Source organism: Cupriavidus pauculus, assembly GCF_008693385.1.
GTDB classification, from domain to species: Bacteria; Pseudomonadota; Gammaproteobacteria; order Burkholderiales; family Burkholderiaceae; genus Cupriavidus; species Cupriavidus pauculus_D.
The window spans coordinates 1,142,514-1,159,059 of record NZ_CP044065.1 but is presented as its reverse complement, the minus strand read 5'-3'; the positions used below and the strand labels follow the sequence as shown (position 1 = coordinate 1,159,059).

The window sequence follows — 16,546 nt, the reverse complement described above, 5'->3', positions numbered from 1 at the left end:
TATCATCCCAATATCACGATGATGCGCACCCCCCACGCCGACTTGGACGCCTTGCAGGATTTCCATCCCGCGGTGGCGGCATGGTTTGCCGCGACCTTTCCGCGCGCCACGGAAGCGCAGGCGCGCGCGTGGCCGCTGATCCAGCGCGGGCAGCCGACGCTGATCGCGGCGCCCACGGGCTCCGGCAAGACGCTGACCGCGTTCCTGGCCGCGATCGACGCACTCGTGCGGGAGAGCGTGGAAACGCCCCTGCCCGATGAGACGCGCGTCCTCTACGTCTCCCCGCTGAAGGCCCTCTCCAACGACATCCGCGTCAACCTGCTGGCGCCGCTCGCGGGCATCGGCGCCGAGCTCGAGGCCATGGGCCTGCCCGCGCATGGCATTCGCACCGCCGTGCGCACGGGCGACACGCCACAGGCCGAACGCAACGCCATGCGCCGGCGGCCGCCCCATATCCTCGTCTCCACCCCGGAATCGCTCTACGTGCTGCTGGCCTCGGACTCGGGCCGCGCGATGCTGGCCGGCGTGCGCACCGTGATCGTCGATGAAATTCACGCGGTCGCGGGCAACAAGCGCGGCAGCCATCTCGCGCTGAGCCTCGCGCGGCTCGATGCATTGTGCGAGCGCCCGCCCGTGCGCGTCGGGTTGTCGGCGACCCAGAAGCCCCTGTCGGCCGTTGCGGATTTCCTGAGCGGTACCGGCAAGACCTGCGAGATCGTCGATGTCGGCCACGTGCGCAAGCGCGACCTCGCGCTCGAGCTGCCACCGGTGCCGCTCGAGGCCGTGATCGCCAACGAGGTCTGGGAGCGCGTCTACGACCGGCTTGCCGAGCTCTCCGCGCAGCATCGCACCACGCTGATCTTCGTCAACACGCGCCGCATGGCCGAGCGCATGGCGCGGCACCTCGCCGACCGTATCGGCGGCGAACATGTGGCCGCGCATCACGGCAGCCTGGCAAAGGAATACCGGCTCGATGCCGAGCAGCGCCTCAAGCGCGGCGCATTGCGCGTGCTCATTGCCACGGCATCGCTCGAGCTCGGCATCGATATCGGCGATGTCGATCTGGTCTGCCAGATCGGTTCGCCGCGCAGCATCGCGTCGTTTCTCCAGCGCGTGGGCCGCTCGGGCCACCATGTCGGCGGCCTGCCCAAGGGCCGGCTGTTTCCCACTTCGCGCGACGACCTGATCGAATGCGCGGCGCTGCTCGACTGCGTGCGCCGCGACGAGCTCGATGTACTGCGTATTCCGGTGGCGCCGCTCGACGTCATGGCGCAGCAGATTGTCGCCGAGGTAGGCCTGCGCGAATGGGAAGAAGACGCGCTGTTCGCGCTGATCCGCAGCGCGACACCGTACGCCACGCTCGACCGCGCGCATTTCGACGCGGTGCTGCGCACGCTGGCCGAAGGCTATACGGGACGCCAGGGCGTGCGCGGCGCCTACCTGCATCGCGATACGGTCAGCGGCACCGTGCGCGCGCGGCGCGGCGCCAGGATGACGGCCGTCACGTCCGGCGGGACGATTCCCGACAACGCCGACTTCACGGTGGTGCTCGAGCCCAGCGGACAGAACGTCGGCACCGTGCATGAAGACTTCGCGGTGGAGAGCCTGGCCGGCGATGTCTTCCAGCTTGGCAATACGTCGTATCGCATTCAGCGGATCGAAGCGGGCAAGGTGCGCGTGGTGGACGCGCATGGCGCCGCGCCGAATATTCCGTTCTGGATCGGCGAGGCGCCGGGACGCAGCGATGCCCTGTCACTGGGCGTGGCACGCCTGCGCGCGGAGATCGATCGACTGTTGGGCGATCGGCTGCCGGGCAGCGTTGACGACATCGGCGATGGCGCGGCGGCGATCGATCATGCGGTCGGCTGGTTGCAGACGCATATCGGACTGCACGAGGATGCCGCGCGGCAGATCGTCGAGTATCTGGCCCGTGCGCGCGCGGCCCTTACCGCGCTGCCCACGCACGATACGCTCGTGATGGAGCGCTTCTTCGACGAGTCCGGCGGCATGCAGCTGGTCGTCCATGCGCCCTATGGCAGCCGCATCAATCGCGCGTGGGGACTGGCGCTGCGCAAGCGCTTCTGCCGCACGTTCAACTTCGAATTGCAGGCGGCGGCCACCGAGGATGCGATCGTGCTGTCGCTGTCGGAGAGCCACAGCTTTGCGCTCGACGAGGTATGGCATTACCTGAAGTCGTCCAGCGCCGAGCACGTGCTGGTGCAGGCGCTGCTCGATGCGCCGCTGTTCAATGTGCGCTGGCGCTGGAATGCAACGACCGCGCTGGCGTTGCCGCGCTTTCTCGGCGGCCGCAAGGTGGCGCCGCAATTACAGCGCATGAAGAGCGACGATCTGCTGGCCGCCGTGTTTCCCGATCAGGCGGCCTGCCTCGAGAATATCGTCGGCGAACGCGAGCTGCCCGATCATCCGCTGGTCGAACAGACGCTCGACGACTGCCTGCACGAGGCGATGGACAGCGAAGGATGGATTGCGCTGCTGCGCCGCATGGAAGCGGGCGAACTGCGCCTGATCGCGCGCGATCTGCCGGCGCCCTCGCCGCTGGCGATGGAGGTGCTGGGCGCACGGCCCTATGCCTACCTCGACGACGCGCCCATCGAGGAGCGCCGCACGCAGGCGGTGCTCAACCGGCGCTGGACCGATCCGGCGTCGACCGACGATATGGGCGCGCTCGACGCCGGTGCCATCGCCGCCGTGGCCGACGAGGCGTGGCCGACCGCGCGCAATGCCGATGAAATGCAGGAGGCGCTGATGTCGCTGGCCTGCATCACGGAGGCCGAGGCGTCGGCCAACGCGGGCTGGCCCGAATGGCTCGCGGCGCTGGCCGCGGGTGGGCGCGCGATGCTCCACGATGTGAATGGGGAGACGAGCCTGTGGGTGGCACGGGAGCGGCTGGCGTGTGTGCGGGCGGCTTATGGCGTCAACGTCGGCATCAATGTTGGCATCGATGTCGCAGCAGCGCAGGGAGATGGCCCATGGACGCGCGACGACGCGCTGGTGGAGCTGCTGCGCGCGCGGCTGTCGGGCTTCGGCCCGCAAACCCTCGCCGAGATCGCCGCGCCGCTGGCGCTGCCCGAGGGCACGGTCGCCATCGCGCTGGCGCAACTCGAGCGCGAAGGGTACGTGATGCGTGGCCGCTTTACGCCGGGGCGGCCGGCCGGCGCGACGGCGGAGCAATGGTGCGAGCGTCATCTGCTCGCGCGCATCCACCGATACACCATCCGCAAACTGCGCCGCGAGATCGAGCCCGTCGAGCGGCAGGACTTCATGCGGTTTCTGTTCGCATGGCAACACCTGTCGGAGGACACACGCCTCCAGGGCAGCGACGCCCTGCCACAGGCACTGGCCCAGCTGGAAGGCTTCGAAGCGCCGGCCGGCGCATGGGAGTCCGAACTGCTGGCGCCGCGCGTGAAGGAGTACGCGGGCCTCTGGCTCGACGACCTTTGCCGCGCGGGCCGCATCGTGTGGACGCGGCTGGGCGCGCCGGCCAGCGCGAGCGGCGGTCCCGTGCGTGCCACACCGCTGGTGCTGCTGCCGCGCCGGCAGCTCGCGACCTGGCATGCGATGCCGGCCAATGCCACCGATATCGAAGTCTCCCCGCGCGCCGCGCGCGTGCTGGAAGCGCTGCGGCAACACGGCGCGATGTTCTACGACGAACTCGCCCACGATGCGCGGCTGCTGCCCGCCGAACTGGAGAACGCGCTCGGGGAACTGGTCGCCACGGGACTCGTGAACGCCGACAGCTATGCGGGCCTGCGCGCGATGCTCGTGCCCGCGAGCAAGCGCAATACGATGGACCGCCGGCGACGGCGTGGCGCGGGACCGACGATGGAGGAAGCGGGCCGCTGGGCACTGGTCCGCCGGCCCGACGCGGTGACGGTCACCACGCGCGCGAGCGAGATCGTGGCGGACACCGTCGTCACCGATGCCGCCGCCAGCCCTCCCTCGCCCGCCCCGCGCGCAGCGGGCCTCCGCCGCACGGACCCGGAAACGCTCGAACACATCGCCATGACGCTGCTGCGCCGCTACGGCGTCATGTTCTGGAGCCTGCTGGAACGCGAAGCCGCATGGCTGCCGTCGTGGCGCGAACTGCTGCCCGTCTACCATCGCCTGGAAGCCCGCGGCGAAGTCCGCGGCGGCCGCTTCGTCGCCGGCCTGTCGGGCGAACAGTTCGCGCTGCCCGAAGCCATCCCGCTGCTACGCGACATGCGCCGCCGCCCGCACGACGGCGAACTGATCGCCATCTCGGCCATCGACCCGCTCAACCTCTGCGGCACGATCCTCCCCGGCGACAAGGTCCCCGCCCTCACCGGCAACCGCATCCTGTTCCGCGACGGCATTGCCATCGCCACACAGGTCTCCGGCAAGTTCCACTACCTGCAGACGCCGGCCCCCGCGGAGCGCGACATGCTGCAGGCGCGCCTCGTCGCGCAGCGTTAGCGGTACAGACCCTAGCGCACCGACTTGAACGCCGCGCGCAGTTCCTCGGCAAACAACTGTGGTTGCTCCCATGCCGCGAAGTGGCCGCCCTTCGATACCTGGTTGTAGTACATCAGCGACGGATACGCCTGCTTGCTCCAGCTCTCGGGCGCGCGGTAGATCTCGTGCGGGAACACGGTGATGGCCACCGGCACCTTGATGTCGCGCGTCTTCTGCGCGTCCGCGCTGAAGTTGTTGTTGTTGTTTTCCCAGTAGAACCGCGACGACGACGCGCCCGTGTTCGTGAGCCAGTACAGCGTGATGTCGTTGAGGATCGCGTCGCGCGTCAGCACGCGTTCGGGCTTGCCGTCGCTGTCGCTCCATGCGGCGATCTTCTCGTACGTGAACGCCGCAAGCGCCGAGGGCGAGTCCGTCAGCGAGTAGCCGATGGTCTGCGGGCGCGTGACCATCATCGCGCCGTATGCGGCGTTGCGGCCGAAGAACGTGCGCAGCGACTCGTACGCGTCCCGCTCGGACGACGTGAGCTCCGACGGGGCCGCGTCGCCGCTCAACAGCGACTTCATCAGGCCACCCGGCACCGTGGCCGGCATGTTCAGGTGAATCGCCTTCAGTCCCGGCGGGGCCTGGCGCGCCAGCGCGTCGGAGATCACCGAGCCGTGGTCGCCACCCTGCGACACGTATTGCGTGTAGCCGAGCCGCTTCATCAGCGTGTCCCATGCGCGCGCCGTGCGATCCGGACCCCAGCCCAGTTCCGTCGGCCGGCCCGAGAAGCCATAGCCCGGAATCGACGGGATGACGACGTCGAACGCATCTTCCGCGCGGCCGCCGTAGGCCGTGGGATTGGTCAGCGGGCCGATCGTGTTGATGAACTCGAAGATCGAGCCCGGCCAGCCATGCGTGAGCACCAGCGGCAGCGCATTGGGGTTCTTCGATTTCACGTGGATAAAGTGGATATCCACGCCATCGATCTTCGTGACGAACTGCGGCAGCGCATTGAGCTGGGCCTCGGCCTTGCGCCAGTCGTAGCCCGTGCCCCAGTAGCGCACGAGTTCCTGCACGCGTGCAAGCTGGATGCCCTGCGAATCGTCGGCCACGGTTTCCTTGTCCGGCCAGCGCGTGGCGGCGATGCGCTTGCGCAGGTCGTCCAGCTGGGCCTGCGGTACGTGGACGCGGAACGGACGGATGCTCTCGTCGGCCTGCGCGGCCCTGGCGGTCGCGGATGACTTCGCCGCGTCGGCGGCATGGGCCGACGGCACGTGCCCGATCAGCGCGAGCGATGCCAGCGCGCTGGCGATGGCCAGGACATGGAATTTCGGAACTCGGATTGCCGGTTGCTGCGCGGTGACACGGGTGCGATACGACATGAACGTTCTCCTCGGTTTCGACTGGATCGGATCCGGCCAGCCCATGGCTGGCACGGCATGGAACGCAGTCTAGGGAGGCCGTTCATGCCCCAGGTGTCTGGAAAACGCGTTTTTGTATGTGGCTGTGTCGTGGCTTCGGCCGGATACAAAGCGATACGCAAGCCGGCGCTCAACGCGCGGGCGCGACCACCTCGTAGCCCTCGATGATCTCGCGCACCGGCCCCGGAATCGGGGCCGATGTCTGCGTCGCCGGATCCGCGCACACGTAGACGATCTCGCCCGTGATCAGATGTTCTTCCCCGCGATACATCTCCACGCGAAAGAGCATGCTGGAACGGCCGAGCCGCGCCATGCGGCCGCGGATATCGAGCTGGTCGTCGAAGCGCGCCGACGCGTGATATTCGAGCGTCGACTTGACGACGAAGATATCCACGCCGTGCGCGCCAAGCACGTCCTCCGGATAGCGGATGCCCAGCGCGCGCCAGTACTCGGTGACGCAGATATCGCAGTACGTCAGGTAATGCGCGTTGAAGACGATCGATTGCGGATCGACTTCGGCCCAGCGCACGCGCAAGGGCATGCTATGCCGGAAATCGGACTTTGCCATGATGGTGACGGTTACTGTGCCTTTGCCAGTCCGAGCTTGTCGATGATCGCCTTCTCCTTCTTGACCGTATCGGCCGCGAACTTCGCATACTCGGTGCTGCTCATGTAGTACGGCTCCATGTCGAACTTGGCGAGCGACTCGCGGTAGTTCGGCATCTCCATCGCCTGCTTGAACGCGTCATGCAGCTTCTGCACGATCTTCGGATCGGTGCCCTTGGGCACGACGAGCCCGAACGGCGAGGTCTGCACGATATTGATACCGAGCTCCTTCAGCGTCGGCACGTTCGGGAAGCGCGCCGAACGCTTGTCCCCCCACGTCGACAGCAGACGCAGACGGCCAGACTCGACGTAAGGCGCCCAGGCCGGCGTGTCCGCCACCGACATCACGTGGCCGCCGAGCAGCGCCTGCATCGATTCCGAATTGCCCTTGTACGGAATATGCGAGAACTGCACGTGCTCGTTCAGCGCGAGTTCTTCCATCGTGATGTGCAACGTCGTCAGCGCGCCCGGCGTGCCGTACGTAAGCTTGCCCGGGTTCGCCTTGGCGTAGGCCACGTACTCCTGCATCGTCTTGATCGGCGAGTCGGCCGGCACGACGAGGCCGAACGAGTAGCCGGCGAGGTTGATCACGTACTGGAGGTCCTTGACCGGATCCCAGTTGATCTTGGTCGTGTACGGCAGCCGGAACACGGGCAGCGGCACCTGCGCGAGCGTATAGCCGTCGGGCGCGGTGGTCTGCATCATCTGCGCGGGCAGCACGCCGCCGGCACCGGGCTTGTTCTCGACGATCACGGGCTGGCCGAGGATCTTCGAGGCATTGTCGGCGAGCACGCGGAACGGCACGTCGGTGGAGCCGCCGGCGGTGTAGCCGATGACCAGGCGGATGGGGCGCTGCGGAAACTTGTCGGCCTGCGCGTGGGCGGGCATGGCGGCCAGGCCGGTGGCGCCGGCCGCGGCCAGCATGCCCAGCTGGGCGAGGAAATTGCGACGTTGCATGGTGGTTGTCTCCTTGTTGTATGCGAATACTCGGATATCGCTGATATCGATCCTAGGTTTGGTAATCCGTTCCCTATCCGTTCCCTTATTCCTGGGCACTCCCGAAGGCCCGGCGCAGCGCGGACGCCGCATCGGCATGCGCGCCGGCCACGGCGCCGACAAAGCGGCCCATCTTGAAAAAGTCGTGGATCATGGTCGGATAGTCGGCCAGCGCGGTGGCGACACCGGCCGCCTCCAGCTTGCGCGCGTAGGCCACGCCCTCGTCATGCAGCGGGTCGTAGCCGGCCACCGCGATCCATGCGGGACAGCAGCCGTGCACATCGGCACCGGCCCCGCCGCCATCGAGCGGCGCAAAGCGCCAGTCGTCGCGGTCTTCGGGCTTGCCCAGATATTGCGAGAAGAACCACTGGATCATATCGGCCGTCAGCAGATACCCATCCGCGAGCGCGCGATGCGACGGCGTGTCCTGCCGCGCGCAGAACCCCGCGTAGATCAGCATTTGCAGCGCAAGCTGGTATCCGCGGTCTCGCGCCTCGATCGCGCAGGCCGCGGCCAGCGTGCCGCCCGCGCTATCGCCGCCCACGGCGATGCGCGACGCATCCGCACCGAGCCGCGCGGCCTCGTCGAAGGCCCACTGCATGGCGTCGAACGCATCGTTGGCCGCGGTCGGGAATTTCCATTCCGGACCCAGCCGGTAATCGACCGACAAAACCAGGCATTCGCCATCGAGGGCCAGCCGGCGGCACAGCGCATCGTGGGTATTGATACTGCCAACCGTGAATCCGCCGCCGTGAAAGTACACGAGCAGCGGCTGCGGGTCGGTCCAGCTCGGTTCGCGCGGCGCATAGAGCCGCACGGGAATCGCATACCCATCGCGCGCGGTGACCGTCAGGTTCTCGACCGTATGCACGGGCGGCGGCGAGATATCGAGGATCGGCGCGCTTTTCTCGTAGGCGAGCTTGGCATCGGCCACGGCAAGCGCGTGGATCGGCGGACGCTTTGCGCGCGCGATCAGGTCGAGCAGCTGGGCGACCTGCGGATCGAGCAGTTGCGCGGACATGCCGGGAGGATGCGTGGACAGACTGGCGGACATCACAATTGTGAACGGTCGTTCGATTTCGTCATTCTGCCATCGATTGCGCCGGGACGGCTTACGAAATTACCCTCATCGCGCACATATCCCCTCGATGCCGCCGGAATCCGCGACTATGCTGAAAACATAGATACGCCAACCGGCGCGGGAGACGACATGACAGGCGAACATCTGCAGGTGGTGCACGGCGACATTACGCGCATGGAAGTCGATGCGATCGTCAATGCCGCCAACAGCGGGCTAGTGGGCGGCGGCGGCGTGGATGGCGCGATCCATGGCGCGGGCGGCCCCGCGATCGGCAATGCCTGCCGCGCGATTGCCGATACGCAGGGCGGCTGCAAGACCGGCGAAGCGGTGATCACCACAGGCGGATTGCTCCCCGCGCCCTATGTCATCCACGCCGTGGGGCCGGTCTGGAAAGGCGGCAGCCAGGACGAAGACGCCCTGCTCGCCAACGCCTATCGCAACAGCATCCGGCTCGCGGGCGAGCACGACCTGCGCACGGTCGCGTTCCCCAATATCAGCACCGGCATCTACGGCTTTCCGCGCGAGCGCGCGGCCGATATCGCGATTGCCGCCGTGCGCGAGGCCCTGGCGCGCGCGCCGTCGATCGAGCAGGTCACGTTCGTGTGCTTCGACGAAGAGAACTATCGGCTGTACCGCGACCGGCTCGCCTGACCGTCTGGCTACGGCAGCGCGCTGCGGATCAGGAGGTTCACGCGCTCGGGTTGTTCATGGATGACCCAGTGCGTGCCCTCTGGGATGCGCTCGACACGCAGGTCCGGCACGAAGTCGCTCAGGCCCTCGACGAGCGTCTTCGGTAGCGCGCGGTCCTGCTCGCCCCAGATCACGAGCGTCGGCACGCGGACCACGGCGTCGGCGGGGTTGAACCGCGACAGATCCGCGGCCGGTTCGCTGTCGGTCGGCGGCCGCATCGGCGTGGCGCGGTAGTAATTGACGCTGCCCGTCAGCGAATGGCTGCCGTCCTCGCCCGGCGCGGACCAGGCAGCGTGATAGCGGGAGCGGACCCCATCCGTGAACCACGCGGGCCGTGGACCGTCGCCGCCGCTCAGCATTTTCTCGATCAGCGCGAAATCGTTGGCCGCCAGTGCCTGCTCCGAGCCCGGCTTGCGCAGCCAGTTCATATACGCCGACGCGGCCTGCTGCGCGGGATCGGCCGTCAGCGCGCGCGCAAACAGGTAGGGATGCGGCGCGTTGACGATGACCAGCCGTTCGACGAGCTCCGGATGCTGCATCGCAAGATTCCAGCAGACCGCCCCACCCCAGTCATGGGCCACGATCACGCATCGCGAATACCCGAGCGTGCGAATCAGCTGCACGAGGTCTTCGGCCACATGCTTCGGGCGGTACGCTTCCACTTCGGCCGGCTTGCCCGACAGGTTGAAGCCGCGCAGGTCCGGCGCCACCGCGAAGTGGGTCTGCCCGAACTCGGCCAGCTGGCGCTCCCACGCATACCAGAATTCCGGAAACCCGTGCACGAACAGGATCAGCGGCTTTCCCGGCTCGCCCGCGCTCGCATAATGCAGCCGCATGCCGTTCGGCAGGCTCGCGAACTGCAAATGGTGAATCACGGCGGGTGCGGTCATGAGTGTCTCCATCGACAGTCTCCTCTCTGGTGGGTGACTGACGACTCAACCGCGCAAGGCCCGTACCAGGGCAGCACGCACGTCGGGCTTCTCGGCAAACGGGTCCGCGGGATTCCGCGCGCCGACGATCGCCTCCATGCGTTGCCGCACACTGTCGAGCGCCTGGGGGTGCGAGTAAATATAGAAGTTTTCCTCGCGAATCGCGGCGAAAGTTCGCTGCGCGACCTCCTCCGCGGTGACCTTTCCCGATGACACGGCCTTCTCCCCCTGCGCCCGCGCCACCAACTGCGAACGCGTCAGCGGCGCCTCCCCGGCGGCATCCTTCGGCCGGTTGCGCTGGGACTGGGCGATGCCCGTCGGCACGAAGAAGGGGCACAGTACCGAGCAGTGCACCTGATCGGTGACGAGGCTCAGGTCCTGGTACAGCGTCTCGCTGAGCGACACCACCGCGTGCTTGGACACGTTGTAGATGCCCATGGTCGGCGCATTGACGAGCCCCGCCATCGATGCCGTATTCACGATATGCCCGCGGTAGGCCGGATCCTTCTCCGCGGCGGCCAGCATCAGTGGCGTGAAGATGCGCACGCCGTGGATCACGCCGTGCAGGTTCACGCCGAGCACCCAGTCCCAGTCGCGTTCCGAGTTCTCCCAGATCAGCCCGCCCGACCCGACGCCCGCATTATTGAACAGAAGGTTGACCTGCCCAAATGCGGACAGCGTCGAATCTGCCAGTGCCTGCATGTCGGCCGCGCGCGAGACGTCGGTGCGCACGCCGATGACCTGCGCGCCCTGCGCCCGGAACTCGCCGACCGTGGCGTCGAGCACGTCCTGCTGGACGTCCGCCAGCACCAGCCGCATGCCCAGCGACGCGCCGATGCGCGCGAACGCCTTGCCGAACCCCGACGCGCCGCCCGTGATGACGGCGACCTTGCCCTCGAAATGGTCCATCGGCGGGCTCCCGGTCAGACGAGCTTGACGAGCTGCTTGCCGAAATTCTTGCCCTTGAGCAGGCCCATGAATGCCTCGGGCGCGCTGGCCAGCCCCTCGGCCACGCTCTCGCGGAACTTGAGCTGGCGCTGTGCGACCATGCCGCCGAGTTCCTTGAGCGCCTGCGGCCATACGTCCATATGCTCGGAGACGATAAAGCCCTGGATCTTCGCGCGCGAAACCAGGATCGCGCGCGGGTTCTTCAGCGGCAGGTCCTGACCGTCATAGCCCGCGATCAGTCCGCACAGCGCGATGCGGCCGAATGCATTGAGGCGCGCCAGCACCACGTCGAGAATATCGCCGCCAACATTTTCGAAATAGCCGTCGATGCCATCGGGCGTCACGGCCTTGACCGCCGCGTAGAGCGCCTTGGCATCGGCCGCGGCCTTGTAGTCCACGCAGGCGTCGAAGCCCAGCTCGTTGACCACGTAATCGCACTTGTCCTTGCCGCCCGCCACGCCAACGACGCGGCAGCCGGCCTTCTTCGCCAGCTGGCCCACCACGCTGCCCACCGCACCCGACGCGGCGCTGACCACGATGGTCTCGCCCGCCTTCGGTTCGATGATGCGATTCAACCCGTACCATGCGGTCACGCCGGGCATGCCCACCGAGCCCAGGTAGGCCGACAGCGGGATATGCGTGGTGTCGACCTTCTGCATGCCGCTACCGTCGCTGACGCCCATTTCCTGCCAGCCGAACATCGCCACGACGCTGTCGCCGGCCTTGAACTTCGGGTTGCGGCTCTCGACCACTTCGCCGACGGTGCCGCCGATCATGACCTCGCCGAGCGGCTGCGGATTCGCATAGGACTTGCTCTCGCTCATGCGGCCGCGCATATACGGGTCGAGCGACAGGAAATGATTGCGCACGAGCACCTGCCCGTCTGCCAGCGTGGGCACGGGCACGGTCTCCAGCCGGAAGTTGTCCGGCGTCACGGCATCGGCCGGTCGAGAGGCCAGAACGATGCGCCGATAGGTTTGCTGATCCGACATGATGTGTCCCCTCAAGGTGATGGGTCTCGTTATGCGCGGCGACCGGTGTCAGCCGTCCGCGCCGGTGTCTGCCGCGCCGGGCGTGCGCCGCGGCGGCGAGCGTTTGATGAACTTGAACGTGCCCGAGCCCCGCGCGACGGTCTTGCCTTGCGGATCGACGATCTCCGCCTCGCAGAAAGCCATCGTGCTCGTACGGTGCACGCATTTGCCGCGCGCGACGATCTTGTCGCCACGCCCGGGGGCCATGAAACTCGATTTCATCTCGATCGTCACGACGCCGCGGCCTTCCGGGTCCGTCGAGCGGCCCGCGATGGCCATCGCGACGTCGAGCATCGTCATCAGCACGCCACCGTGCGCCATGTCCCAGCTGTTCTGGTGGCGTTCGAGCAGATCGAGCTCGATCTCGCTCTGCCCCGCCTCCATGCGATTGCATCGCACGCCGAGGTCGAGAAGAAAGGGAATCCTGTGAAGAAAGCCGTTGTGTTCCGTCATGATCCGAAAGCGTCTGCGTCATTGGGCGCGCACGTGCGCGCCCGCCATTATGGATTCATATCGCGCTGACGCCACCGTCCACGGCCAGAATCTGCCCGGTGATATGTTTGCCCGCCGCGCTCGCGAACAGCAGCGCGGCGCCTTTCAGGTCCTCGTCGTCGCCGAGCCGGCGCAGCGGCACGCCCGCGCACATGGCGTCCACGCCCAGGCGGTCGAGCGATCCCTGCGTCATCTTCGACGGGAAGAAACCGGGGGCAAGCGCGTTGACCGTGATGTTGTGCTCGCCCCATTCGGCCGCGAGCGCGCGCGTGAAGTTGACGACGGCGCCCTTGGACGTGTTGTACGCAATCGTTTCCATCGTGCCGGGCGGATTGCCGGCCAGCCCCGCGATGGACGCGACGTTGATGATGCGGCCATGACGGCGCGGGATCATCGAGTCCCGGCCGATGCGCTGCGTGAGCAGGAACAGGCCGCGGATATTGAGGTTCATCACCTTGTCCCATGCTTCGACGGGATGGTCCTCGGCCGGCGCGCCCCAGGTCGCGCCCGCATTGTTGACGAGGATATCGACGTGGCCGAGCTTCGCCAGCGCGCCGCTGGCCAGCCGATCGATCTCGTCGTCGCGCGCGCCGTCCGCGGCGATCCAGTCGCACTCGATGCCGCGCGCGCGCAGATGCGCCTGCGCCTGCTCGAGTTCGCCGGCCTTGCGCGCCGACAGCACCAGCCGCGCGCCCTGCTCGCCGAGGGCTTCGGCGATCTGCAGGCCGAGCCCGCGGGAGCCGCCGGTGATCAGCGCCGTGCGGCCATGGAGGTCGAACAACTCACGCATCGTATGCATCGGTGTCTCCTTCTTTGTGATGAGCGCCGGTCTAGAACCATGCGTCTTGCATCGTAAGTGTGGTGCGATCGAGCGAGGCGAGCAGATCGAACTGCGGCCCGGTCTTCGGCAATTCGTAGCGATAGAAATACGCGGCCGCGGCGAGCTTGCCGCGATAGAAATCGTCATCGGCGCCGCCCGTCGCCAGTGCCGCCTGCGCGACGATGGCCTGCTCGAGCCAGATCCACGCGACCACCACGTGCCCGAACGCCTCGAGGTAGATACTCGCGTTGGCCAGCGTGACGTCGGGGCTGCCTGCCGACCACAACGTGGTGGTCACCGCCGCCAGCCGCCGCGCGGCCGCGCCCAGCGCCCGCGCCTGCTCGCCGAGCGAGACATCGCCGGTGGCAATGGCCCGCTGCGCGGTCTCGCCCACGCGATCGCCCAGCAGCCGGAACGCGGCGCCGTCCTGCATCACGACCTTGCGGCCCAGCAGATCGAGCCCCTGAATCCCATGGGTGCCTTCGTGGATCGGATTGAGCCGGTTGTCGCGATAGAACTGCTCGACGTTGTACTCGCGCGTATAGCCGTAGCCGCCATGCACCTGAATGGCGAGACTGTTGGCCTCCAGGCACCACTGCGACGGCCAGCTCTTGGCGATCGGCGTCAGGATATCGAGCAGCAGCGACAGCGGCTTCGCATCGTCGCCCGCGGCCTTCGCCGCATGCTCCTCATCGACGAGCCGCGCGCAGTACAGGTTCAGCGCGAGCCCGCCTTCGACATAGCTCTTCTGCGCCAGCAGCATGCGGCGCACGTCGGCATGCTCGACGAGCTTCACCTGCGGCGTGGACGGATCCTTGCCGCCCGCGCCCACGGGCCGGCCCTGCGGCCGATTGCGCGCGTAGTCGAGCGCGTGCAGATAGCCGGTATAGCCGAGCGCCACCGCACCGAGGCCAACGCCGATGCGCGCCTCGTTCATCATATGGAACATGCAGGCCAGCCCCTTGTGCGGCTCGCCCACGAGGTAACCGATGGCCCCGCCCTGGCCCTCGGGCCGGTACGTCGTGCCCTCGCCGAAATTCAGCAGGCAGTTGGTCGTGCCGCGGTAGCCCATCTTGTGATTGAGGCCAGCCAGCGCCACGTCGTTGTGCTCGCCACGCGTGCCGTCCGCGTTGACGAGATACTTCGGGACGATAAACAGCGAAATACCCTTGACGCCCGGAATCAGCTTGCCATCGGGGCCCGGAATCTTGGCCAGCACGAGGTGCACGATGTTCTCGGACAGTTCGTGTTCGCCCGCCGAGATCCACATCTTGTTGCCGCGCAGGCGATAGCGCGCGCCGAGCGGGGAGTCTCCATCGGGCTCGGCCCGCGTGCCGATGTCCGAGAGCGAGGACCCCGCCTGCGGCTCGGAGAGGCACATCGTGCCGAAATACCGGCCTTCGAGTTCCGGCCGCACGAACGTGTCGATCTGCGCCGGCGTGCCGTGCGCCAGCAGCAGATTGGCGTTGCCGATGGTCAGGAACGGATACGAACTCGTGCCGACGTTCGCGGCCTTGAAGTACGCGAACGCGGCCTTCTCGAGCACGACCGGCAACTGCATGCCGCCATACTCATAGTCCTGCCCGGCGGCCATCAGGCCGGCTTCGCAGAACGCCTTCAATGCCGCGCCGACCTCGGGAATCATGCGCACGGCTTCGCCATCGAACTCGGGCTCGTGCTGGTCGCTGCGCTTGTTATGCGGCGCGAACAGGTCCGTGGCGATGCGCTCGCACGTGTCGAGCGCCGCATCGAAGGTTTCGCGCGAGTGGTCCGCGTAGCGCGGAATGCGCGTGAGTGCCTCGACCCCGAGCCACTCGTAAAGGATGAAATTGAGATCGCGACGCGAGAGGATCAATGACATGGCAGCGGTGGCTGGGGTCGGGAGTCAGGTCTTACAGCACTTCGAACAGCCCTGCCGCGCCCTGCCCGCCACCGATGCACATCGTCACCACGACGTACTTCACGCCACGGCGCTTGCCCTCGATCAGCGCATGGCCGACCAGACGCGCGCCGGACACGCCATAGGGATGGCCCACGGCGATCGCGCCGCCATTGACGTTCAGGCGATCCATCGGAATGCCGAGCTTGTCCGCGCAGTACAGCACCTGTACCGCGAACGCCTCGTTGAGCTCCCAGAGGCCAATGTCCTCGACCTTGAGGCCCGTCTTCTTCAGCAGCCTGGGCACCGCGAACACGGGGCCGATGCCCATCTCGTCGGGCTCGCAGCCGGCCACCGCGAAACCGCGGAATACGCCCAGCGGCTGCAGGCCGCGCGCGGCGGCGACCTTCGCGCTCATCACGACGGCGGCCGACGCGCCGTCCGAAAATTGCGAGGCATTCCCGGCGGTGATCACGCCGCCCGGCGTGGCCGTGCGGATCTTCGACACGCCTTCGAGCGTGGTGTCGGCGCGGATGCCCTCGTCGGCGGAGATCGTGACCTCCTTCGTGAACAGCTGGCCCGTGGCCTTGTCCGCGACGCCGGCCAGCACCGTCATCGGCACGATCTCGTCCTTGAACTTGCCGGCTTCCTGCGCGGCGGCCGCGCGCAGCTGGCTCTGCACGCCGTACTCGTCCTGGCGCTCCTTGGAGATGTTGTAGCGCTTGGCCACGTTCTCGGCGGTCTGCAGCATGCTCCAGTAGATCTCGGGCTTGTTCTGGCTCAGCCAGCTCTCCTGGATCATGTGGCGGTTCATTTCCTGCTGCACGCACGAGATGGACTCGACGCCGCCGGCCACGAAGATATCGCCTTCATCGGCGATCACGCGCTGCGCGGCCATCGCGATGGTCTGCAGGCCCGACGAGCAGAAGCGATTCACGGTCGCGCCGGGCACCGTCACCGGGCACCCCGCGCGCAGCGCGATCTGGCGCGCGATGTTCGCACCCGTGGCGCCTTCGGGATTCGCGCAGCCCATCAGCACGTCTTCCACCTCGCCCGGCTCGATCTTCGCGCGCGCGATCGCGTGCTGCACCGCATGGCCGCCCAGCGTGGCGCCATGGGTCATGTTGAACGCGCCCTTCCAGCTCTTGGCCAGCCCGGTGCGGGCCGTGGATACGATGACTGCCTCGTTCATGTGTTGCTCCTCGGAATTTTTTGA

At 67.3% G+C, this 16,546-nt stretch carries 13 protein-coding genes; 2 read left to right on the top strand and 11 right to left on the bottom strand.

What is annotated here, in order from left to right; all coding sequences use genetic code 11:
- The first annotated feature begins 18 nt into the window (after nt 1–18).
- On the top strand, nt 19–4,455 hold the full coding sequence (locus FOB72_RS05315) for a DEAD/DEAH box helicase (RefSeq protein ID WP_150371577.1): 4,437 nt from the start codon (nt 19–21) through the stop codon (nt 4,453–4,455).
- An 11-nt stretch (nt 4,456–4,466) separates the two neighbouring features.
- Here the strand turns inward: FOB72_RS05315 and FOB72_RS05310 are convergent, their stop codons facing one another.
- From FOB72_RS05310 to FOB72_RS05295, 4 genes are all read right to left on the bottom strand, one after another.
- Nucleotides 4,467–5,819 carry an epoxide hydrolase family protein gene (locus tag FOB72_RS05310; protein WP_150371576.1) on the bottom strand — a complete coding sequence of 451 codons (1,353 nt, stop codon included), beginning with the start codon at nt 5,817–5,819 and terminating at the stop codon, nt 4,467–4,469.
- Between the two features lie 169 nt (nt 5,820–5,988).
- Nucleotides 5,989–6,426, bottom strand: coding sequence for a YbgC/FadM family acyl-CoA thioesterase (locus FOB72_RS05305; protein WP_150371575.1), 438 nt, complete (start codon nt 6,424–6,426; stop codon nt 5,989–5,991).
- 11 nt (nt 6,427–6,437) lie between these two features.
- Nucleotides 6,438–7,421: a tripartite tricarboxylate transporter substrate-binding protein gene (locus FOB72_RS05300; RefSeq protein ID WP_150371574.1), complete on the bottom strand. Its 984-nt coding sequence runs from the start codon at nt 7,419–7,421 to the stop codon at nt 6,438–6,440.
- An 85-nt stretch (nt 7,422–7,506) separates the two neighbouring features.
- A complete protein-coding gene (locus FOB72_RS05295; RefSeq protein WP_150371573.1) occupies nt 7,507–8,514 on the bottom strand; it encodes an alpha/beta hydrolase in 1,008 nt (335 codons plus the stop codon).
- 156 nt (nt 8,515–8,670) lie between these two features.
- On the opposite strand from FOB72_RS05295, the gene FOB72_RS05290 reads away from it, so the two are divergent.
- Complete coding sequence (locus FOB72_RS05290) at nt 8,671–9,192, top strand: O-acetyl-ADP-ribose deacetylase (protein WP_150371572.1); 522 nt, start codon at nt 8,671–8,673, stop codon at nt 9,190–9,192.
- An 8-nt stretch (nt 9,193–9,200) separates the two neighbouring features.
- Here FOB72_RS05290 and FOB72_RS05285 read toward each other — a convergent pair whose 3' ends face one another.
- Genes FOB72_RS05285 through FOB72_RS05255 form a run of 7 tightly spaced genes read right to left on the bottom strand, consistent with a single transcriptional unit; the run spans nt 9,201 to nt 16,522 of the window.
- The gene (locus FOB72_RS05285) at nt 9,201–10,133 is read right to left on the bottom strand and encodes an alpha/beta fold hydrolase (protein WP_150371571.1); all 933 of its coding nucleotides are present in this window, start codon (nt 10,131–10,133) and stop codon (nt 9,201–9,203) included.
- A gap of 33 nt (nt 10,134–10,166) precedes the next feature.
- The gene (locus tag FOB72_RS05280) at nt 10,167–11,069 is read right to left on the bottom strand and encodes an SDR family oxidoreductase (protein WP_150371570.1); all 903 of its coding nucleotides are present in this window, start codon (nt 11,067–11,069) and stop codon (nt 10,167–10,169) included.
- Nucleotides 11,070–11,083: 14 nt separating this feature from the next.
- Nucleotides 11,084–12,100 carry an NADP-dependent oxidoreductase gene (locus FOB72_RS05275; protein ID WP_150371569.1) on the bottom strand — a complete coding sequence of 339 codons (1,017 nt, stop codon included), beginning with the start codon at nt 12,098–12,100 and terminating at the stop codon, nt 11,084–11,086.
- Nucleotides 12,101–12,148: 48 nt separating this feature from the next.
- The gene (locus tag FOB72_RS05270; protein WP_150371568.1) at nt 12,149–12,592 is read right to left on the bottom strand and encodes a PaaI family thioesterase; all 444 of its coding nucleotides are present in this window, start codon (nt 12,590–12,592) and stop codon (nt 12,149–12,151) included.
- A 55-nt stretch (nt 12,593–12,647) separates the two neighbouring features.
- Nucleotides 12,648–13,430 carry an SDR family oxidoreductase gene (locus FOB72_RS05265; protein ID WP_150371567.1) on the bottom strand — a complete coding sequence of 261 codons (783 nt, stop codon included), beginning with the start codon at nt 13,428–13,430 and terminating at the stop codon, nt 12,648–12,650.
- 31 nt (nt 13,431–13,461) lie between these two features.
- Entirely contained in the window at nt 13,462–15,312 is a 1,851-nt protein-coding gene (locus tag FOB72_RS05260; protein ID WP_150371566.1) for an acyl-CoA dehydrogenase, read from the bottom strand.
- Nucleotides 15,313–15,343: 31 nt separating this feature from the next.
- Complete coding sequence (locus FOB72_RS05255) at nt 15,344–16,522, bottom strand: acetyl-CoA C-acyltransferase (RefSeq protein WP_150371565.1); 1,179 nt, start codon at nt 16,520–16,522, stop codon at nt 15,344–15,346.
- Nucleotides 16,523–16,546: the final 24 nt, after the last annotated feature.